The organism is Flavobacterium aquicola, assembly GCF_003385115.1.
GTDB lineage: Bacteria > Bacteroidota > Bacteroidia > Flavobacteriales > Flavobacteriaceae > Flavobacterium > Flavobacterium aquicola.
Genome location: NZ_QUNI01000004.1, coordinates 266,404 through 287,608, shown reverse-complemented (window position 1 = coordinate 287,608; position 21,205 = coordinate 266,404). Strand labels below are relative to the sequence as shown.

Annotated in this window: 15 protein-coding genes; 12 read left to right on the top strand and 3 right to left on the bottom strand. The window is 33.6% G+C overall.

Annotation, left to right across the window (positions count from 1 at the left end; translation table 11 throughout):
* Positions 1 to 102: 102 nt before the first annotated feature.
* Complete coding sequence (locus tag C8P67_RS08745; protein WP_115812422.1) at positions 103 to 2,700, top strand: helix-turn-helix domain-containing protein; 2,598 nt, start codon at positions 103 to 105, stop codon at positions 2,698 to 2,700.
* A gap of 86 nt (positions 2,701 to 2,786) precedes the next feature.
* Positions 2,787 to 5,135: a glycoside hydrolase family 31 protein gene (locus tag C8P67_RS08740; protein WP_115812420.1), complete on the top strand. Its 2,349-nt coding sequence runs from the start codon at positions 2,787 to 2,789 to the stop codon at positions 5,133 to 5,135.
* Between the two features lie 312 nt (positions 5,136 to 5,447).
* Here C8P67_RS08740 and C8P67_RS08735 read toward each other — a convergent pair whose 3' ends face one another.
* Positions 5,448 to 6,479 carry a LacI family DNA-binding transcriptional regulator gene (locus C8P67_RS08735; protein WP_115812418.1) on the bottom strand — a complete coding sequence of 344 codons (1,032 nt, stop codon included), beginning with the start codon at positions 6,477 to 6,479 and terminating at the stop codon, positions 5,448 to 5,450.
* 366 nt (positions 6,480 to 6,845) lie between these two features.
* Here C8P67_RS08735 and C8P67_RS08730 point away from each other — a divergent pair, with 366 nt between their 5' ends.
* The 10 genes from C8P67_RS08730 (at position 6,846) to C8P67_RS22100 (ending at position 19,394) form a co-directional block, all read left to right on the top strand.
* Positions 6,846 to 9,011: an alpha-glucuronidase family glycosyl hydrolase gene (locus C8P67_RS08730; RefSeq protein WP_245980406.1), complete on the top strand. Its 2,166-nt coding sequence runs from the start codon at positions 6,846 to 6,848 to the stop codon at positions 9,009 to 9,011.
* 85 nt (positions 9,012 to 9,096) lie between these two features.
* Entirely contained in the window at positions 9,097 to 10,275 is a 1,179-nt protein-coding gene (uxuA, locus tag C8P67_RS08725; RefSeq protein ID WP_170141436.1) for a mannonate dehydratase, read from the top strand.
* A 55-nt stretch (positions 10,276 to 10,330) separates the two neighbouring features.
* On the top strand, positions 10,331 to 11,485 hold the full coding sequence (locus C8P67_RS08720) for an endo-1,4-beta-xylanase (RefSeq protein WP_115812414.1): 1,155 nt from the start codon (positions 10,331 to 10,333) through the stop codon (positions 11,483 to 11,485).
* Positions 11,486 to 11,675: 190 nt separating this feature from the next.
* Positions 11,676 to 13,109: an MFS transporter gene (locus tag C8P67_RS08715; RefSeq protein WP_115812412.1), complete on the top strand. Its 1,434-nt coding sequence runs from the start codon at positions 11,676 to 11,678 to the stop codon at positions 13,107 to 13,109.
* 21 nt (positions 13,110 to 13,130) lie between these two features.
* A complete protein-coding gene (locus C8P67_RS08710) occupies positions 13,131 to 14,162 on the top strand; it encodes a glycoside hydrolase family 43 protein (RefSeq protein WP_115812410.1) in 1,032 nt (343 codons plus the stop codon).
* A 110-nt stretch (positions 14,163 to 14,272) separates the two neighbouring features.
* Entirely contained in the window at positions 14,273 to 15,001 is a 729-nt protein-coding gene (locus C8P67_RS08705; RefSeq protein ID WP_211319899.1) for an NUDIX hydrolase, read from the top strand.
* A gap of 109 nt (positions 15,002 to 15,110) precedes the next feature.
* The gene (locus C8P67_RS08700) at positions 15,111 to 16,592 is read left to right on the top strand and encodes a xylulokinase (protein ID WP_115812408.1); all 1,482 of its coding nucleotides are present in this window, start codon (positions 15,111 to 15,113) and stop codon (positions 16,590 to 16,592) included.
* Between the two features lie 7 nt (positions 16,593 to 16,599).
* Complete coding sequence (gene xylA, locus C8P67_RS08695; protein ID WP_115812407.1) at positions 16,600 to 17,925, top strand: xylose isomerase; 1,326 nt, start codon at positions 16,600 to 16,602, stop codon at positions 17,923 to 17,925.
* Positions 17,926 to 18,174: 249 nt separating this feature from the next.
* Positions 18,175 to 18,846 carry a M15 family metallopeptidase gene (locus C8P67_RS08690; protein WP_245980405.1) on the top strand — a complete coding sequence of 224 codons (672 nt, stop codon included), beginning with the start codon at positions 18,175 to 18,177 and terminating at the stop codon, positions 18,844 to 18,846.
* 380 nt (positions 18,847 to 19,226) lie between these two features.
* Positions 19,227 to 19,394, top strand: coding sequence for a hypothetical protein (locus tag C8P67_RS22100; protein ID WP_170141435.1), 168 nt, complete (start codon positions 19,227 to 19,229; stop codon positions 19,392 to 19,394).
* Positions 19,395 to 19,453: 59 nt separating this feature from the next.
* Here C8P67_RS22100 and C8P67_RS08685 read toward each other — a convergent pair whose 3' ends face one another.
* A complete protein-coding gene (locus C8P67_RS08685) occupies positions 19,454 to 20,020 on the bottom strand; it encodes a hypothetical protein (RefSeq protein WP_115812405.1) in 567 nt (188 codons plus the stop codon).
* A gap of 2 nt (positions 20,021 to 20,022) precedes the next feature.
* On the bottom strand, positions 20,023 to 21,204 hold the full coding sequence (locus C8P67_RS08680) for a THUMP-like domain-containing protein (RefSeq protein WP_115812776.1): 1,182 nt from the start codon (positions 21,202 to 21,204) through the stop codon (positions 20,023 to 20,025).
* Between the last annotated feature and the right edge of the window lies 1 nt (position 21,205).

Genomic DNA, 21,205 nt, shown 5'->3' with positions numbered 1-21,205 from the left:
TCTTTTGATTTTGAGGATTTTTTGTTTTTAGTAAAATAGTTACTTTTGATCCATCCCCTTTATTTACAAAAGCAAGTCTAATTCAATTCAGAAGTAAAATGAATGAGTAGAATAAATCATATATTTAGGATCGCAATAATCTTCCTCATTTCTGTAAGCACTGTTTCCAGCCAGACTACTGATTTGGTCTTTTCTCCAATCAACGTTTCAGATGGACTAAGTGACAATCAAATACGTTTTATTCTACAGCTTTCTGATGGAAGAATGGTTTTTAAAACCAGTGGTAATATTAACCTTTATGATGGAGAACACTTTAAATATATTCATCATAATACACATCATATCTATCCTCTTAAAAGTTATAATGGCTTTTATCGTATTTATCAGGGAAAAGATTCTCTCCTGTGGATAAAAGATGCATACAAATTAATGTGCGTTGATCTCCGTACAGAAAAATATTTGCCAGACCTTGATATTTATTTTAAGAAAAAAGGATTCAAAAAATCTGTTGATGATCTTTTCCTAGATTCAGGCAAACAGCTGTGGTTTCTGTCTTCTGGCAGATTATGGAAATATAATTCTTCTGATTTTATAGATATAAAAGCAAATAAGGGGCAACTGCAGGATCTGGATTCTCATAACAACATCTTATATCTGTTTTTTAGCACTGGTGAGGTAGTTTGTCATGATTTAAAGACAGGAAGAAAATTATACAATAGTGCCGCTTACCCTGTCTCACAGCATGATTTTTTTAACTACACTTCGATGGTGGTAAAAGGGAAGCATGGCTTTTTTCAATTGCGAAACGGATCTAAAGGCGGTTTTTTCTATTTTGATATTCAGAAAAAAGTCTGGAAAAAAATACTTGAGACTTCCTATACTTTAAATACTCTGGCAGTTACTAAAGATGATATTGCCTACATCAGCTGTACCAATGGGATCTGGATAATTAACTCTCAAAGTGGGCAAAAACAATATCTTCCAATACTTAAAAAAGTAGATGGGAGTATTTTGAAAACAGAGGTAAGTACGCTTTTTTATGATAAACAAGGCGGCTTGTGGCTGGGTACTTTAAATCAGGGACTTTTATATTATCATCCTTCACGTTACAAGTTTAAATATATTGGGCGATCCGCTTTCGAGTCAGCCGAAAAGGGAGATGTTACAGTGCAGTCATTTGCAGAAGAGAAAAATGGTACTATTTACATTAAAGCAGGAGAAGTTATTTATCATTATTCTTCCATGCATGAAAATGAAAAGACATTGACTGTTGTAAAACCGTCGTCTGTACCATTAGAAATATTAAAAAAACTCCATAAGACAAGCACTTTTATTGGAAAAAATAATGAGACTGCATTTCTAAAGGATATACGCGGCTGGGAATGGAGAGGAACGCAGGACGGATTAAAGCTCTTTGATCCTCAAAAGAAAAAAAAGAGGATTTTTTATACAAAAGATGGTTTGTCTAATAATTTTGTGCATGCAATATTAGAAGACCATAATCATAATATTTGGATAACAACAAGTTATGGAATAACAAAAATGCAAATAGATTCTGTAAACAAAAAAATTAGTTTCACTACTTTCGGTTCAGATGAAGGAACGCTGCAGGGAGAGTATTCTGATGGAGCTGCATTTGAGGCAGTGGACGGAACATTATATTTTGGAGGTATTAACGGTTTTAATACATTAAAAACAAATCATGTATCACAGGAAAAATTACCTTTTAAGCCCGTTTTTACAAATTTATTCTTAAAAGGAGAAAAAATCGAGGCAGGTGTCCGATATGATGGGCGAGTTATTATGCCTGAAGCAGCGCCATACACAAAAGAAATAGAACTTTCATATGATCAGAATTTCTTAACCTTAGAGTTTTCAGCATTAAATTATCAAAACCCGTCTCAAACTTATTACAGGTATCAGCTGAAGGGTATAGATAATGACTGGCGGGAAACTTCAACTGGAGGAGGAAATGAAAACTGGAATAACGGTATTTTGACAGCTTCATACACTAACCTTCCGCATGGCAACTATACATTTCTGGTGATGGCGTCTGGTAATGACCGAAAATGGGATGGAGCGGTTTCTGAGTTAAGAATTAACATTAAAGCGCCATGGTGGAAAACTACTACCGCATATGTATTATTTATACTGCTTTTCACAGCATCAATTGCTGGAGGAATCTTTTTATATCTTTATTATAGCCGCAAAAAAATTGAACAAAATCATAAAGAGGATATTTTGTTACTCCGCATACGTAACCTAATTGACCAGTGCAGCTATCTGGAGACAGAAAAGGAGAATTATCTTGCGCAAACAAACTTACAATCGGTACAATCTGCGGAAACTAGAAATGAAAACAGGGTCGATGAAATGTTTTTAGCGAAAGCTTTAGAATTGGTAGAAAAAAACTTGAATGTACCGGACTATTCTGTTGAAAATCTAAGCCGTGATCTTTGTATGGACCGTACAGGACTTTATCGAAAATTGATCGCATTGCTGGACAAACCGCCATCTTTGTTTATCCGAAATATTCGGCTGCAGAAAGCAGCAGGATTACTTCTTGAAGGCGAACTCAGTATATCAGAAATAACAGAAAGAGTAGGTTTCAGCAGTTCCAGCTATCTCAGTAAATGCTTTCAGGAAATGTATGGCTGCCGTCCTTCTGAATATGCAGAAATGATTAAGAAATCAACATGATTGTTATTTATTTCAACATGACTGCTGTTTAAATATGGTGGTTCTGGGATACTTTTGATGTTCTAGATATCAAAATATAAACAACCATGAAATTTTCAAAAACAACCAGTTTTATGCTGACTATTGCAGTCTTCATAACAGTGAATTTAAATGCTCAGTCTATTGAAACAACAAGACAGGGAGTAAAATTTGCAACACAGAATATGGATATTCAGATCGAATTCTATTCGAACAATATTGTACGTGTGTACAAAACTCCGCAAGGCTTTCCATATAATAAAAAAAGTCTTTCGGTAGTTAAATCACCCGAAACCATATCTGTTAAGTCAGCACAAAAGGGAAATAAAACGGTATTAGAAAGCAGTTCCATACAAGTTGAAGTCAACCCTGAAACTGGAGGTATAATCTTTTACGACTCTAACGGGAAACTCCTGCTTAAAGATAAGGATTTCGGTACGCAGTTTTCAGCTGTAGATGATGCTGGAACGCCGTCTTATAATGTTCGTGAAGGTTTTTTGCTTGAAAGAGATGAAGCTATTTACGGTGTAGGGCAAATCATGGATAATAAATTCAGTCGCCGGAATTCAACCCATAATATGCAGAATGAAAACATGTCTACTTATTCACCGTATTTTATGTCTGTGAAAGGCTATGCTGTTTTTTGGGATAATTACTCTATTTCTAAATTTAACGATAATGCGCAGGAACTTTCTTTTGAAGGTTTAGGTCATTGTGCCGATTATTATTTTATGTATGGTAAAAGTGCAGACGGCGTTATAACTCAAGTCCGTGATCTTACTGGAAAAGCGCCTATGCTTCCATTATGGGCTTATGGTTTTTTTCAAAGTAAGGAACGTTATCATACAGAAAATGAAAGCCTTGATGTTTTAAAAAAATACCGCGCTCTCAAAATACCTATAGATGTCGTTATCCAGGACTGGAGATACTGGCCTGAATTCAACAAAACAGATAGTTTATGGAATTCGCAGAGTTTTGATAAGCAGAGGTTTCCAAATCCAAAGAAATGGGCAGACGAAATTCATAAGTTAAATGCAAAATTATTAATTGTCACTTGGCCTGGATTTGGTCCGAAAACAGAGCAGCGTAAGGAATTTGACAGCAAAAAAATGATTATCAATTTTGATACTTGGCCACCAAACAGCGGTGCAAGACCTTATGATGTATACAATCCGGAAGCTTTGGATATTTATTGGCGTTATTTAAACAAAGGTATATTCAGTTATATTGGAAACGATGGCTGGTGGCTGGATTCAACAGAACCTGACCACATTAATCGACAAGACTCTGATTATGATCTTCCAACCCATTTAGGCAGTTATCGAAGTGTAAAAAATGGATATAGTCTTATGCATAATAAAGGAATTGCGGTTAACCAGCGTAAAGCCAACGATACCAAGAGAGCTGTAATTCTAACACGTTCAGGATTTATAGGACAGCAGCTTTATGGCTCAAATACATGGAGTGGCGATGTGGTTTCTTCCTGGGAGATGCTGGAGAGGCAAATTCCTGCAGCGCTGAATTATACTTTGATGGGAATTCCTAATTGGAACAGTGATATTGGAGGCTTTTTTGCATATAGATGGATAAAAGATGGAGGAAATAAAAATCCTGAATTTCAGGAATTGTATGTCCGCTGGATGCAGTTTGGTGCTTTTTGTCCCATGATGCGTTCTCACGGAACTGACCTTCCACGTGAAATTTGGAATTTTGGTGAACGAGGAACATGGTGTTTTGATGCGCAGGAAAAATCAATTAATCTTAGGTACAGTCTGTTGCCTTATATTTACAGTACATCATGGGATGTAAGCAGCAATAATGGAACCTTTATGCGTCCGCTCATTATGGATTTTGTATCTGATAAAACTACTCACAGTATTGGCAATGAATATTTATTTGGGCGTTCGATTCTCGTGGCTCCAGTAACAAAATATAAATCAAGAGAATGGTCTGTTTACCTTCCTGATGGAATTGACTGGTACAATTTCTGGACTAATAAATATATCAAAGGCGGGCAAACTATTGTGTCCGAATCAGCTGTAGATGAAATTCCTCTTTTTATCAAAGCAGGTACAATTCTTCCTTTTGGACCTAAGGTTCAATATTCCACTGAAAAAAAATGGGACAATCTGGAAATACGTATCTACCCTGGCGCCGATGGTGAATTTACGCTGTATGAGGACGAAAATGATAATTACAATTATGAGAAAAAAATGTATTCGATTATCAAATTAAAATGGACTGATAAAACAAAAACACTTACTATTGAAAACAGAGAAGGTACTTTTCCAGGAATGTTAAAATCACGTAATTTTAAAATTACTGTTGCCGGTCCGAACACTGCAGTTGGTGACAGTTCCGGCGGGCAGGGAAAGAATATTTCTTATAACGGAAAAAAAATAGTGTTGAAACTTTAGAAATCTAAAGAAGACTGTATTAAATGAACTTCTTAACATTATAAATTTAAACAGCTCCTTCTGCGTTCACTCTTAAACCCTTTGATTTCAAAGGGTTTTTTGTTTTTGTGCCTTTTTTTATGTGGATAAAAGTCAGAGTATAAAATTAAAAATCCATTGTGTCTGCTGGCTTGAATGAAAATCTTTAATTTTTTTTTATGCAGCTTTACTGTTATAATATGCTATTTTCCTCAATCATTACTTTAAGGAAAAGTGATGGTATTTTTTTGTGCAATAGAATTTTACAAAATTTCATGCCTTGGTTTTTGATTCTTAGCTTTTTTTTGTAGATTCTCTAATTATTACTTCTGTATTTAAATATGTGATTTCTTTAATGTTTTCCTTTTTTGGTAATAGTAGGTGGTTTAAAATTTTTTCTGCAGAAATTTGTCCCATTTTAAATGCGGGATGCGATATTGTTGATAAACCGGGATCGATAATTGCTGAAATTGGATCATCATTGAATCCGATTATTGCAAGTTCTTCGGGTATTTTTACACCTCTTTTTTTTGCACATTGTATGGCGCTTATTGCGATGATATCAACTGATGAAAAAATTCCGTCAGGAGGGTTTTTGAGGTCTAATAGTTTATTGGTTGCTTTAATTCCCTCAGTAAAGACCAGCGATTCTAATTTGATTATTAAGTCTTCTTCAATAGGAAGATTGTGAGCTCTCAAAGCGTCTAAATAGCCTCTTTTTCTTTCACTAAATAATGTGCCAAATTCCATACCGGCATAAAAGTGCGCAATCCGGCTACAGCCTTGATCTATAAGATGTTTTGTAGCTTTATAGCCAGCTGCATAATTGTCAATTATAACTCTGTAAGTATCTATATCATGGGGAACCCTGTCTACAAAAACTAACGGAATTTTAGCATCAATAAAAGGCTGAAAATGTGATGTATCTCTTGTTCCCATACCTAAGGAACAAATTATACCGCTCACTCTGCTGGCATAGAGAGCCTGGGTCATATTAATTTCTTCTTGGTAAGAATCTCCTGATTGTGTAATGAGGATATTGTATCCCGATTTTTTAGCCGTAGTCTCAATTCCGCTAATTAATGATGATAGAAATGGCTGGTCAATTGTTGGTACTAAAACACCAATAGTTTGAGTTTTGTTGCTTCGTAACCCTGCTGCAAGACTATTCGGCCGATATCCTAATTCTGCACAAGCCTCTTTGACCTTTTTAATTGTTTTTGCACTGATGCTATGATGATCTTTTAAAGCTCTTGAGATTGTAGAAGTTGCAAGATTTAATTTTTTAGCAATGTCATAAATCGTGATATCTTTATTTTCTTCCATTTACACGTTAAATTTAAACAAATATACAGTTTTTAGATATTTAATATTAATCAAACACGATCAGTTGTTGTCTTTTGACTGATCATCACATTTATAATTTATCTATTCAAATTGTATATTGATATATTATAAAAAAAATATTTTTTTCAAACTCCAACGATGTTATATGAAATAAACAATATTTGTTTGAAATTTTATTACAAATAATAAATTTATTGTTATTTAAAATGAATATAACACACAACCGATTGCATAAATGCTTTTGTTTTTATAAATTTACTTTTTTATACAGCTTATTATTAAATAATTGGATTTAAACGAAAATTATTGATTTATGCTTAAATTAGTTTTAACAAAACAGAAAAAATGAAACATAATAAAATGAGTATTTTAAGATTGATGATTCTCCTCTTAGGTATATCATGGTCTGGATTCTCTCAAAAAGATTATAAATTATGGCTTCAATATAATACACTGACGAATCTGGATTTAAAAGCAAAATATTTATCACATATTAAGGGAATAACCCTGTTGGGTAATTCCGAAACAATTAGCATTGCTGGGAATGAATTACAATCAGCACTGGAAGATATGCTTGAAAAAAAAATCACTGTTAACACTAAATTAGAAGTTTTCCAAAGTATTGTAATAGGTTCTAAAACGCATTTAAATGCTGAAATTCAAAAAACGGTGGAATCTGATTTAAACTTAATAAACGATGAGGGTTTTATAATTAAATCGATTGTCATCAATAATAAAAGTCACATTGTTATAACTGGAAAAAAGGAAGTTGGTGTTTTGTATGGTGTTTACAGTTTTTTAAGATTGATTCAGACCAATAAAAGCATTGAAAAACTGAATATAGCTGATTCACCAAAAACGAATATCCGTATATTAAACCATTGGGATAATTTAGATCGCACAGTAGAACGCGGTTATGCTGGATTTTCATTATGGAATTGGCAAAAATTACCTGATTTCATTGAGCAGCGTTATATTGATTATGCCCGTGCAAATGCATCGATAGGAATTAATGGTACCGTTTTGACAAATGTTAATGCCAACGCTTTGATTTTGACTCCGCAATATTTAGAAAAAGTAGAGGCTCTTGCTAATGTTTTTAGACCGTACGGAATAAAAGTGTATTTAACGGCACGATTTTCTGCCCCAATAGAAATTGGAGGTTTAAAAACTGCCGACCCAAAAGATGCTGATGTGGCTAATTGGTGGAAAGCAAAAGCAAAAGAAATATATGTAAGGATTCCTGATTTTGGCGGATTTCTTGTCAAAGCGAATTCTGAAGGACAGCCAGGACCCCAAAATTACGGTAGAAATCACGTTGATGGCGCTAATATGCTGGCTGATGCAGTAGCTCCTTTTGGAGGTGTTATTATGTGGAGAGCATTTGTATATTCTGAGCATGATGCGAATGACCGCGCTAAGCAGGCGCATGCTGAATTCCAGCCTTGCGATGGAAAATTTAGAGAAAATGTTATTGTTCAGGTAAAAAATGGAGCCATCGATTTTCAGCCAAGAGAGCCATTTCATCCATTATTTGGTGCGATGACAAAAACGCCACTTATGATGGAATTTCAGATAACGCAGGAATACTTAGGTTTTAGTACTCATTTGGTATTTCTTCCTAAATTATTTCAGGAAGTATTGGAATCAGATACTTATCAAAAAGGCAAAGGTTCTACAGTGACAAAAGTAATTGATGGTTCGATTTATAAAAATAAAATTACAGGAATTGCCGGTGTGGCCAATATAGGAAATGATTTGAATTGGACTGGACATCCTTTTGCGCAAGCAAATTGGTATGGCTTTGGGAGATTGGCATGGAATCCCTATTTAGATTCAGAAACTATAGCAGATGAATGGTTAAGATGTACTTTTTCTAATGATAAAAAATTTATTGCTCCAATAAAAGAAATGTTAATTCAATCACGTGAGGCAGTTGTAAATTATATGACGCCCTTGGGACTGCATCATATTATGGATACAGGGCATCATTATGGACCAGGACCTTGGGTAAGTAATCTTTCAAGACCAGAATGGAATCCGGTTTATTACCATAAAGCAGATAAAAATGGAATTGGTTTTGATAGATCAAAATCTGGAACAAATGCTGTTTCGCAGTATGCACCTGAAGTGGCGGTTATTTTTGATAAATTAGAAACTTGTCCTGAAAAAGATTTACTTTGGTTTCACCATGTTTCTTGGGATTATAAACTAAAAGATGGTCACACTCTTTGGGATGGAATGGCTTTAAAATATCAGCAGGGAGTTAATCAGGTTGCAGCAATGCAGAAAACTTGGAATGCATCTGAAAAATATGTTGACAGCGAGCGTTTCAAAGAAGTACAAATGCTACTGAATATTCAATATAAAGAAGCAAAATGGTGGCGGGACGCCTGCTTGCTGTATTTTCAGCAGTTTTCGGGAAAGGAACTGCCAATAGGTGTTGAAAAACCTAGTCAGTCTTTAGAATATTTTGAATCTTTAAAGTTTCCTTTTGCACCAGGAAACTAATTATAGAAAAAAGAGATGAATACAAAAATAGTAATAGTTACTGGTGGAAACAGAATCGGGTTTTAATCTTTAAATTTAAAAGACTATGATAAAAATGCAGCAAACTATGCGATGGTTTGGACCTCAGGATACGGTAAATCTAATTGATATTAAACAAGCGGGCGCGACGGGAGTTGTAACTGCATTGCACCATATTCCTGTTGGCGAAATCTGGACGGTTCAAGAAATTAAAAATAGACAGGAAATCGTTAGGAATGCAGGTTTGGAATGGGTAGTAGTAGAAAGTCTGCCTGTTCATGAAGAGATAAAGAGAGCGTCCGGAGATTATCTTTTATACATTGAGAACTATAAAATTAGTATAAAAAATCTTGCTGAGTGCGGTATTAAGATTATCACTTATAATTTTATGCCCATTTTAGATTGGGTACGAACAGATCATGATTTTGTTAATCAGGATGGAAGCAGAGCACTTTTATACAATAAAGAAGCTTTTACTTATTTTGATGTTTTTTTATTAAAACGGCCAAATTCAGAAAACAGCTATTCTATAATTGAAAAAGAAAAAGCATTAGAGTTTGGAAACAAGCTGTCAGAATCTGATAAAAAATTGCTTTTCAGAAATGTTTTATTAGGGCTTCCGGGAAGCAAAATAGATTTTACAGCCAAGCAGATACTCGATTTACTGGATAATTATGCAACAATAGATGATGCAAAACTAAGAGAAAATTTAATTTTCTTTTTATCAGAAACAGCTCCAGTTGCTGAGCAATATGGTTCAAAATTAGCCATTCACCCGGATGATCCTCCATTTTCTGTTTTGGGACTGCCACGTATTCTTTCAGTAGAAAGTGATATCAAAGCCATTTTCGAAGCTGTGCCTTTAGCAGCAAATGGATTGTGTTATTGTACAGGTTCATTAGGCGCAAATCCTAATAATGATTTGGAAAAAATCATAGATAATTATGGAGATAGAATTCATTTTTTGCATTTGAGAAATACTATTAGAGAAAATGAAAGTATTTTTAGGGAATCTGAGCATTTAATTGGAGATACAAAAATGGAGGTCATTGTAGAAAAGCTAATCGCGCTGATGAATAGAAGAAAAGAAAGTTTACCAATGCGTCCTGACCATGGTTTTCTGCATGCAATAGAAGGTGCAAGGGAACAGTATCCGGGTTATTCTTTGATAGGAAGGCTGAAAGGTCTTGCTGAACTAAGAGGGCTGGAAATGGGAATTGCTTATAAATTAGGTAATCCAGTTTAGAGAAGCTTCTGAGTTTTAAAATTTTTAAAAATCTGATTATCTAAAATTATAAGTAATGAAAATAATAGATAGCTATTTAATATTTGTATTTCTTGTTTTATCTGGCAGTTGTAATTCACAAAATACAAGGTCGAGTTCGTCTTCTTTAAAAAATAGTTTTAAAGGTGATTTTTATATTGGAACTGCTTTAAATATTAATCAAATTGAAGAAAAAGATGCTAAAGCAGATGCGCTGATTCGAAAAGAATTTAATGCTATCACTGCCGAAAATTGTATGAAGTCTATGTTTGTTCATCCTTCAAAAGATAAATATGATTTTGCGATGACTGATAAGTTTGTTGCTTATGGCGAGAAAAATAAAATGTTCATTCATGGGCACACATTGATTTGGCACAGCCAGCTAGCACCTTGGATGGCTGAGATTAAAGACAATACCGAAATGAAAATATTTATGAAAGATCATATTACTACGATTGTTTCAAAATACAAAGGCCGGATTAATTCTTGGGATGTTGTCAATGAAGCATTAAATGAAGATGGAACTTTGAGGAAATCTGTTTTTTATAATACCCTTGGAGATAGTTATTTGGCAGATTCTTTTAGACTTGCTGCACTAGCTGATCCGAAGGTTGATTTGTATTATAATGATTATAATATCTGTGAGCCAAAAAAGAGAGAAGGCGTAATTGAATTGGTGAAGAACATTCAAGCACATGGAGGGAAAATTGATGGGGTCGGTATTCAAGGTCATTGGAGGTTGGAAAGTCCATCAATAGAGGAAATCGAAAAAAGTATTTTAGCCTATTCGGAACTTGGTTTAAAAGTTGCTTTTACTGAGCTGGATATTACAGTATTACCAAATCCATGGGATTTGAAAGGAGCAGATGTAAATCAGAATTTTGAGGGAAGTACCAAAATGAATCCTTATCCAGAAAAGCTTCCGGATTCTATCCAGGCCAAACTAGCCGATCGTTACGCTTCTATTTTTAAATTATTTTTAAAATATAAAGACAAAATCAGCCGGATTACATTTTGGGGGGTGCATGATGGGCAATCCTGGTTAAATGACTGGCCTATAAAAGAAAGGACTAATTATCCATTGTTATTTGATTCAAAGTTAAGACCTAAGAAAGCATATTATAAGGTAGTAGAATTAAAGGAAGTAAAAAAACAAAGAATTAACAATAAAGGTATTGATTTAAAAAATTAAACATCATTTTAAAATTTATTAGTAGAATAGATTTTGTGCAGATTGATTTTTTTTATTAGGTTTGCACAACCGATTGTCTAAATGAATTGTATTTGTTTTGAAAGAGTTACAAAGCAATACTTCATCAAACGGAAAAACAAAAGCAGTGAAAAAACATTTGATTTAAACCACCAATTAACCTTTACAATTAATGAATAACAATTCTCAAAAATTATCCATCAAAGAAAAAATAGGATACAGTTTAGGCGACTTAGCCGCAAATCTAGTTTTCCAGACTCTGATGACTTATTTGGCTTATTTCTATACCGACATTTATGGATTATCGCCAACACATTCTTCAATTATTATGCTGGTGGTCGGTTTGATAGCTGCGTTTATTTTTAATCCAATAATTGGTGTTTTAGCAGATAGAACAAATACAATATGGGGAAAGTTTAGGCCTTGGATTCTGTTAACAGCAGTTCCATTAGGATGCGTAGCATTGGCTGCTTTTACAACTCCAAGTTTTTCATACAATGGGAAAATGATTTATGCTGTTGTTACATATACATTATTGCTGCTTTTTTATGCAGGTAATAATTTACCTTATTCTGCTCTAAGTGGTGTAATTACTGGAGATATGTCTCAAAGAAACAGTTTGTCGTCCTATCGTTTTGTAGCAGTGATGTTTGCACAATTCTTTGTGCAGGTTTTTATGCTTGGTATTATCAAAAGTGCAGGAAATGGCGACAAAGCAATAGGTATTGAAAAAGTAATGACGGTATTGGCTATTATAGGTACTATTATGCTTTTAATAACTTTTTTGACGACCAAAGAACGTATAATTCCAAAACCAGAACAGAAATCAAGTGTTGAGGAAGATTTGACCGATTTGATGAAAAATAGACCTTGGGTGATTATGTTAAGCCTCACTACTTTGGTATTTATTACTTTGTCTTTGAAAGGCGGTTCTTATGTCTATTATTTTGAAAACTATGTAGATAAAAAACAATTGGCGCTTTTTATTCAGCCAATATTAGATTCATTAACAAGTATAGGATTAAATCACTTTGGGAATGATCCGGTTTCGGCAGGATTTGGATTGTTTAATGCTGGAGGGATTATTTTTATGATTATTGGAATTACGCTTTCGAAAAGTTTGGCTGATAAATATGGTAAGAGAAATATTTTTGGACTATTTTTATTTGTTTCGACTCTATTTATTCTTGCTTTTTATTTCTTTCCGTCTGATAATATTCTGTTTATATTTTTATCGCAGATTCTTCACGGATTTTTCTATGGAATAACAATTCCGATTCTTTGGGCAATGATAGCAGATGTTGCTGATTACTCAGAATGGCTGAATAATCGCCGTGCTACAGCAATTATATTTTCTGCAATGATGGTTGGTCTCAAAGCAGGATTGAGTATTGGGGGAGCTTTGACGACTTTATTCTTAGGCTATTTTCAATACGTTCCCAATTCCTTAACTCAAACAGATGTAACTATAAATGGTATAAAATTATTAGTCAGTGTATTTCCGGCACTCCCATTTTTAGTAGGATGTGTTTTGCTTTTTTTCTACAGAATAGACAAAAAAATGGAAATTCAGATTGAGAGTGAATTAAAACAAAGGAGAAGTTAAATAGTAAATATAAAAAAGAGTATGCCCGAAGATAGTATTGAACAGATTAATTTCGAGGAGATTAATAAAACAGCCATTTCACAGCCATTAGTATCACATATGTATACAGCTGATCCGTCGGCACATGTATTTAATGGAAAAATATATATTTATCCTTCGCATGATATTGATGCGGCAATTCCATTTAATGATAATGGAGACCATTTTGGTATGGTAGATTACCATGTATTTTCAATGGAAAATATGACATCTGAGGTGGTAGATAACGGTGTTGCCCTGCATGTAGATGATGTAGCCTGGGCAGAAAAACAAATGTGGGCTCCTGATGCTGCTCATAAAAACGGTAAGTACTATTTGTACTTTCCAGCAAAGCGATACGATGGAATTTTTCAGATTGGCGTTGCTCTCAGTGGCTCTCCATCAGGACCTTTTACTGCAGAGAAGGAAGCAATAAAAGGAAGCTACAGCATTGACCCAGCTGTTTTTGAGGATGAGAAAGGGATACATTATATGTATTTTGGCGGAATTTGGGGCGGACAGCTTCAAAAATACAGAAACAATGTATACAGTCATGATCACAAAGAACCTATTGGAAAAGAGAAGGCATTAGGTCCAATAGTTGCCAGGCTTAGAGATGATATGCTGGAGTTTGACGAAGAGCCGAGAGAAATCCAGATCCTCGATGAAAAAGGGGAGTTACTGCTTGCATCAGACAATGAGCGCCGCTTTTTTGAAGGACCTTGGGTTCATAAATACAACGGAAAATATTATTTCTCGTACTCGACAGGCGATACGCATTTTATCTGCTACGCTGTTGGGGACAGCCCTTACGGACCTTTTGTGTACCAAGGGAGAATTCTTAATCCTGTTGTAGGCTGGACTACTCACCATTCTATATGCGAGATTAATAATGAGTGGTACCTGTTTTATCATGATTCGAGCTTGTCAAAGGGGGTGACCCATCTGCGAAGCATGAAAATGACCAAAATAGATTATTTAGAAGATGGTTCTATCATTACTATAGGTCCTTATAATAATGAAGATAAGGCATAACGCCGTTGTGATAAATGAAATAAAAAAAAATAAAAAATAATTGTTGAGATAAATTCCGACTGATTTGAAGCGATACCCTATTTAACCTCTAATATATAATTTTCACAGATATGAAAAACAGCGACAAAAATGAGATAAATGGAATCAAGTATTATAGTCCAAAGAGATTAGAAATTGACTGTGTAATTTTTAACCTTGATAATAACAGTCTTAAAATTTTACTTGTAAAACAAACAGATAACGAGGGAATAGTTAAGTGGAGGTTTGCTAATGATTGTTTAAAGAAAGGTGAAACCATTGCAGGCGTAGCTGATACTATTTTAAAAAAGCATACTGGTTCTAATCGTTATTTTATAGATCAGCTAAAGGCTTTTGGATATTCTCCTGTTCCATCGGTGCAGGAAAATATTTCAATTGCTTATTACGGACTGATAAAAAGTGATCAGAATGTTTTAGACAGAGAACCTACAAACATTGATATGAAGTGGATTGATATTAATGAAATTGAAGGTCTAAATGATAAGGACAAAATAATATTAGATTTTAGCTTAAAAGAACTTCGTAAAAATATCTGTCAAAGTACAATTGGTTTTAATTTATTACCAGAAAAATTTACGTTGTTACAAGTTGTACATTTATATGAGAAAATTTTAGGAATTGAAATCAATAAATCTAATTTCAGAAGAAAGATACTTCAGTTAGGATTAGTTCAGGATTTGAATGAGAAAGAGGAGAATGTTTCTCATCGGGCAGCAAGGTTTTATTCGCTAAGATTACAATGTCATGAAATATTTCCTAACAATGATTTTAATTTTGTTTTTGATAAAAAAATAGCATAAAGCAAAAAAGAGTAATTTGGTTACAGCTAATAAAAATCTTTGTATTTGATAAGTTTTCCAAAAATATAAAAAATCAGCATTATACAATGCTCAAAAAAGATTGTAAATTATGTATTATATAGGGTATGATATTGGAAGTTCATCGGTCAAAGTGGCTTTGGTGGAAGAAGCAACAGGAAAAAAAATAATTGTTTTGAATGAACCTCAAAACGAAATGGAGATTATTTCCATACATCCTGATTGGGCAGAGCAAGATCCTGAAATTTGGTGGGAACATATTTGTACAGCAACAAAAAGAGCAATCCGCGAGTCAAATATTGACGCTTCAAAAATAAGCGGAATAGGTATTTCATATCAAATGCACGGTCTGGTTGTTGTGGATCAAAATGGAAATTCTTTACGAAATTCCATTATTTGGTGTGATAGCAGAGCAGTAGACATAGGAAACAAAGCATTTGCAGAATTAGGCGAAGCCAAATGCATGGCGCGTTTATTGAATTCACCTGGGAATTTTACAGCTTCAAAACTAAAATGGGTAAAAGAAAATGAACCAGAGCTCTATACTAAAATTTATAAGTATATGCTTCCAGGAGACTATATCGCTTATAAATTAACAGGTGATATTACCACAACCAAAAACGGTTTATCGGAAGGAATGCTTTGGGATTATAAAGAGAATAAAACTGCTGACTGGCTACTGGAGTATTATGGAATAGAAACTTCTATGACACCAACTATTGTTGAGAATTTTACCAGTCAAGGAGTTGTAAACGAAAAAGGTTCTCGGGAAGCAGGTCTTCCATTTGGAATTCCTATTGTGTATAGAGCGGGAGATCAGCCAAATAATGCATTATCTTTGAATGTTTTAAATCCTGGTGAAGTGGCAGCAACGGGTGGAACTTCGGGTGTTTTTTATGCAGTAACCGATGCTGTTAGCGGAAAAAGCACTAGAGTAAATAATTTTGTGCATGTAAATTTTGGAGAGAATAATCCTCGAATTGGAAAATTATTAAATATCAATGGTGCAGGAATTCAGTACAGATGGCTTCGCAACAACATGTGCGGCGAAACTTATGAATCTATGAATCACAAGGCAGCTAAAATTGCAATTGGTTCAGAAGGTTTGATAGTACTTCCGTTTGGAAATGGCGCAGAGCGTATGTTTAACAATAAGAATATCGGAACTCATTTTTTAAATATGAATTTAAATATTCACAGTAGTTCTCATTTATTCAGAGCAGCCTTGGAAGGAATTGCTTTTGCATTTGTATACGGGATGGAATTTCTGAAAGATGATAGCGCGGCTATTGGAGTTATACGTGCAGGAAACGATAATTTATTCCGTTCAGAAATATTCTCGAATACAGTTGCATCTTTAATTGGGCATGAAATTGAAATTTATAATACAACAGGAGCAGTAGGAGCAGCAAGAGCTGTAGGATTAACCGATGGGGATTTTGAAAAGTTTGGTTCGAATATTTCAAAAAATGATCATGTAATGACGTTTTTGCCACTGCAGAATAGTGAACAATATCGAAACGCTTATAAAAAATGGAAACAGGAATTAGAATTAATATTAACAAATAAATAGTAGAGAAATGATAGTTTTAGGGAATAAAGAGTACTATAAAGGTATAGGACAAATTAAATTTGAAGGAAAAGAATCAGATAATCCTTTGGCTTTTAAATATTACAATCCAGATCAGATAGTAGCTGGGAAAACAATGCGCGAGCATTTTAAATTTGCGATTGCTTACTGGCATACTTTCTGCGGACAAGGCAGCGATCCATTTGGACCAGGAACACAGCATTTTGCTTGGGATGAGCCAGCGGATGCTATTGAAGCAGCAAAACAAAAAGCAGATGCCGCTTTCGAATTTGTGACTAAAATGGGGTTTGATTACTACTGTTTTCATGATTATGACTTGGTTAGAGAAGGAGCTACTTTTGCAGAATCGGAAAGCAGATTGGCTGCTATCACAGATTATTTGAAAGAAAAACAAGCAGCTTCTGGAGTAAAACTCCTGTGGGGAACGGCAAACTGTTTTTCCAATCCGCGTTATATGAATGGTGCTTCAACTAATCCAGATTTTAATGTATTAGCAAGAGCTGGAGGACAAATAAAATTAGCTATAGATGCTACTATTGCTTTGGGCGGTGAAAATTATGTGTTTTGGGGAGGACGTGAAGGTTATATGACTTTGCTCAATACTGATATGGGCAGAGAATTGGATCACATGGGACAATTTTTGGCGAAAGCTAGAGATTATGCGAGAGCACAGGGATTCAGAGGGAATTTCCTTATAGAACCTAAACCTATGGAACCATCAAAACATCAATATGATTTTGATTGTGCTACCGCTATTGGCTTTTTGCGTGAATATGGCTTAGAGAAAGATTTCAAAATGAATATAGAGGTAAATCATGCTACTTTGGCTCAGCACACTTTTCAGCATGAGATTGAAGTGGCTGCCAAAGCTGGGATGTTAGGAAGCTTAGATGCTAATAGAGGTGATTATCAAAACGGCTGGGATACAGATCAATTTCCAAACAATATCCAAGAAACTACCGAGGCCATGCTGGTATTCTTAAAAGCTGGCGGTTTACAGGGTGGGGGAGTAAATTTTGATGCTAAAATCAGAAGAAATTCTACCGATATGGAAGATGTTTTCCATGCTCACATTGGAGGAGCCGATACTTTTGCAAGAGCTTTATTGACAGCTGATAAAATTATTACTTCGTCTCCTTATGAAAGACTAAGAACTGAAAGATACAGTTCTTTTGATTCAGGGAACGGAAAAGCGTTCGAAGAAGGAAAATTAGATCTGCAGGCTTTATATAAAATTGCTCAAGAAAATGGTGAATTAAATCTGCAGAGTGGTAAACAGGAATTATTCGAAAATATTATTAATCAATATATTTAAAAACAATATTGATTGGTTGCGTTTAGAAAACAGGGCTGAATTTTAAATTTTTCAGCCCTATTTTTTTGATTTATGCTAGTTTGGCAAATGACAAGAAATTAAATACTGCACTATTTAATATTTGGATTTGTAAATTTTCATTTTCGTTCAATATAAAGAATGTATTTCAAAACGGCGTACTTGGTCAATTATTTAAGAAAAGAGTGGTATTACTATAATTTTTGTTCCAAATTTTAATTACTTATTTTTATGAAAATTTATTTTGATATGATATCCTATTTGAAACCACTGTTTATTTTAATTTGTTTTGTGTCTTTTGTGAACTGCAGCTCTCAAACTCTAAATAGCAGAGTCTTACCTGCTGAACCAATCAATGATACTGTTTTTGTCAATTTAAAGGATTACAGTCAGGATTTTGTATATGATATGAAATACGCTTCTGATGACAATTTTTTGAAATCAAAAGTTTATGATTGTGCTGAATGTTATTTGCGTTATAAGACCGTAAAAGCGCTGATTTTGGCCAATAAAAGATTTATGAAAAAAGGGTTCAAAATTAAATTATTTGACTGTTATCGGCCACTGGATATCCAAAAGAGAATGTGGGCGATTGTTTCAAATCCTCAATATGTTGCAAATCCCGCTAAAGGCTCAATTCACAATAGAGGAGGAGCCGTGGATTTAACACTAGTTAACTTTGATGGCAAAGAATTGGATATGGGAACTTCTTTTGACTTTTTTGGAAAAGAGGCCGGTCATAATTTTGCTGGTTTTTCAAATGAAATTTTGAATAACAGAAATTTGCTAAAAAAAAATATGATTAAAGAACATTTTAATTCTTTTGATTCGGAGTGGTGGCATTACAATTTGAAAGCCGGTTTAAATGATAAAGTATCTAATTTTAAATGGGAATGTGAATAAAATTCACTTATGATTTGTTAATTCTTTTTTATGAATGATTTTGATTTTTTATACTATTCATTGTTAAAAGAGTTGCGTATAATACAAATCGATGTTAATTTTCTGTGTTAGTATGGAATTTTATAAGTGTTTTACAGCGTGGGTTTTATGCTTTTCTGTATGATTTTATTTTCAAAATAGACAAAATTGTGCATTTTATCGATTATATTGTTGTTTTAATGTATTGTATGTTTACTTTCGCGTCGCAAATCATTTAAAAACAATGATTTGAAGTAATAGTTTATTGGATTTGTAAATATTTTGAATTCAATTTTATTGCTATAAATGAAAAAGACCTAACTTTTTCATTTATCAAAGAAATAACATATAGAAATTGTTAGATGAAAAGAATATTAGAAAAATGCATCGCGCCAGAGAATGAATCTGGAATTACATTTGTTGAAGTTATGGTTGTTGGAGTATTAGTTCCTAAGGTGGTACGAAATGTAAAAAAATATGTAATCAATATTGATAAACATAATAAGGACCAGCAAACTTTTAAAGTATAAAAAAATCATCTTTAAATGAAAAATACTCATTTTAAAGATGATTTTTTTTGTTGTAATATTTACTCAATACAACGTATATTGTCCATGAAATAAGTTTCTGGTTTGTAGATTTTTCCGTCTAGTTCGGCAGTAATTTCGTTTTTGTATATATAATCTTCAGTATCTGTCAGGTATTTTATACGCATTAAAATTACAGGTGATTTTTTAAGTTCTTCATAGTTCTCTTTGCCGAACATAAAAATTCCGGATTTAACTCTATTGTCAAAACCTTTGTCGTCTCGAAGTAAACTGCCACAGCTTTCTTGGTCAATATGTATAAGTGTTACGATTTTGCCGTTTTGCAATTGCAGAAATACTTTTGAATTTTTATCAAAGCAATTTGCTTTTACAAAATCTTTGCTTTTTTGAATAAACTGTAAAGTTAATGTTGGTAATCCATCTGTTAATGCTAGAGATCCAAAAATATAGTTCGAATTTCCTCCAAACACTTTTTCGTACAGTAAATATTCTTTTGTGGATTTGTATGTGCCAATAGAATCAGTAACGTTTGCGGAGTATTCGCAAGGTTTTTGGGCGAAAATAGAAAAACTTAAAAGGGAGCATGCCAGAATCAGTATGTATTTCATCTTTATTTTATTTTGGTGCAAATTAAAACAATTTTACTGTTATTTTCATCAATGGTAAAAAAACAATATAAATTTCCGCCTTCTTTTATTTTCCATTTTTTCCTTATGTTTTCTACCGAATCTGTAAAATTTCGTGTAGTAATATTTGCTTTCTGGTTTTCCAGATGGTTCTTCATTTCATTTTTTCTGTATGGAATGCACTTTTCAATTTCGAAAATTCTGCCAGGAAATGGTATCAAATCATCGGATGTATAAAGGTGTGAATGTTTCTGTAGTTTATTCAGTTTATAAAACAGTCCAATTTGGTCAAAACCTCCAGATTTCATTATGGCACTATTCGGTTCGTAAAGATATTTTTGCGGTAAATTAAAACTTGGCTGAAGCTGATTTTCATCCAAAACAAATTCAAAAGTATCGGTTTTTTCTTTTGCCAGATTAACCGTTTTAATAGTAATTGTTCCGCTATAATCTTTGTTTAATTCCCAGAGCAGTTCTTTTACTTCATTGTCAACAGCAATTATATGTATGCTTTTGATGTGTTTTAATTCACTGATTCCTGCTGAAATATCAAGTATCGGTGCGGTTTTTATTAAAATTGAATTGGTTTTTTCAAAATAAAAATCAAGGTTTTCGGGTACATTAGGGAGGCAGTCTTTTAGCATAAAGACTTTTCCTTTAGTATCATTTCTTCTTGAAGGGTCAATATATATCCAGTCCCATTTTGTGTTTAATCGTGATAATGTTTCATTACTGTCTCCAGCATGGCAGGTGATGTTGTTTTTGTTTAAATGATTAAAGTTATGCTGTACAATTTCAGATAATTCAGTATTAATTTCGCAATGCACAACATTTTTTATTTTTTTAGAAAAATAATAATCATCAATACCAAAACCTCCGGTTAAATCAATTAAATTTTCGCCTGAAATAATCGATGATTTATACAATGCGGTTATTTCCGAAGAAGTCTGCTCAACCGAAATTTTACTTGGATAAATAATATTTGGAGTTGAGAACCATGTTGGCAGTTTGTCTTTTGCTTTTGATTTTGCTGCAATCTGATTTAAAATTAAAATCCATTCGACAGTTGGAAACGGATTTTTTTGAAGTGCCAATTTTGAAACAGAAACTCCAATGTTTAAATTTATAAATTCCTGTATTTTAGGATTTAAAATGTCTAAGTTCAAT

Excerpts from the sequence above, each read along its gene's own strand:
- C8P67_RS08690 (WP_245980405.1), top strand. The coding sequence starts at position 18,175 with ATGAAAATTTATTTTGATATGATATCCTATTTGAAACCACTGTTTATT.
- C8P67_RS08700 (WP_115812408.1), top strand. The coding sequence starts at position 15,111 with ATGTATTATATAGGGTATGATATTGGAAGTTCATCGGTCAAAGTGGCT.
- C8P67_RS08710 (WP_115812410.1), top strand. The coding sequence starts at position 13,131 with ATGCCCGAAGATAGTATTGAACAGATTAATTTCGAGGAGATTAATAAA.
- C8P67_RS08735 (WP_115812418.1), bottom strand. The coding sequence starts at position 6,479 with ATGGAAGAAAATAAAGATATCACGATTTATGACATTGCTAAAAAATTA.
- C8P67_RS08730 (WP_245980406.1), top strand. The coding sequence starts at position 6,846 with ATGAAACATAATAAAATGAGTATTTTAAGATTGATGATTCTCCTCTTA.
- xylA (WP_115812407.1), top strand. The coding sequence starts at position 16,600 with ATGATAGTTTTAGGGAATAAAGAGTACTATAAAGGTATAGGACAAATT.
- uxuA (WP_170141436.1), top strand. The coding sequence starts at position 9,097 with ATGATAAAAATGCAGCAAACTATGCGATGGTTTGGACCTCAGGATACG.
- C8P67_RS08740 (WP_115812420.1), top strand. The coding sequence starts at position 2,787 with ATGAAATTTTCAAAAACAACCAGTTTTATGCTGACTATTGCAGTCTTC.
- C8P67_RS08705 (WP_211319899.1), top strand. The coding sequence starts at position 14,273 with ATGAAAAACAGCGACAAAAATGAGATAAATGGAATCAAGTATTATAGT.
- C8P67_RS08745 (WP_115812422.1), top strand. The coding sequence starts at position 103 with ATGAGTAGAATAAATCATATATTTAGGATCGCAATAATCTTCCTCATT.
- C8P67_RS22100 (WP_170141435.1), top strand. The coding sequence starts at position 19,227 with ATGAAAAGAATATTAGAAAAATGCATCGCGCCAGAGAATGAATCTGGA.
- C8P67_RS08720 (WP_115812414.1), top strand. The coding sequence starts at position 10,331 with ATGAAAATAATAGATAGCTATTTAATATTTGTATTTCTTGTTTTATCT.
- C8P67_RS08685 (WP_115812405.1), bottom strand. The coding sequence starts at position 20,020 with ATGAAATACATACTGATTCTGGCATGCTCCCTTTTAAGTTTTTCTATT.
- C8P67_RS08715 (WP_115812412.1), top strand. The coding sequence starts at position 11,676 with ATGAATAACAATTCTCAAAAATTATCCATCAAAGAAAAAATAGGATAC.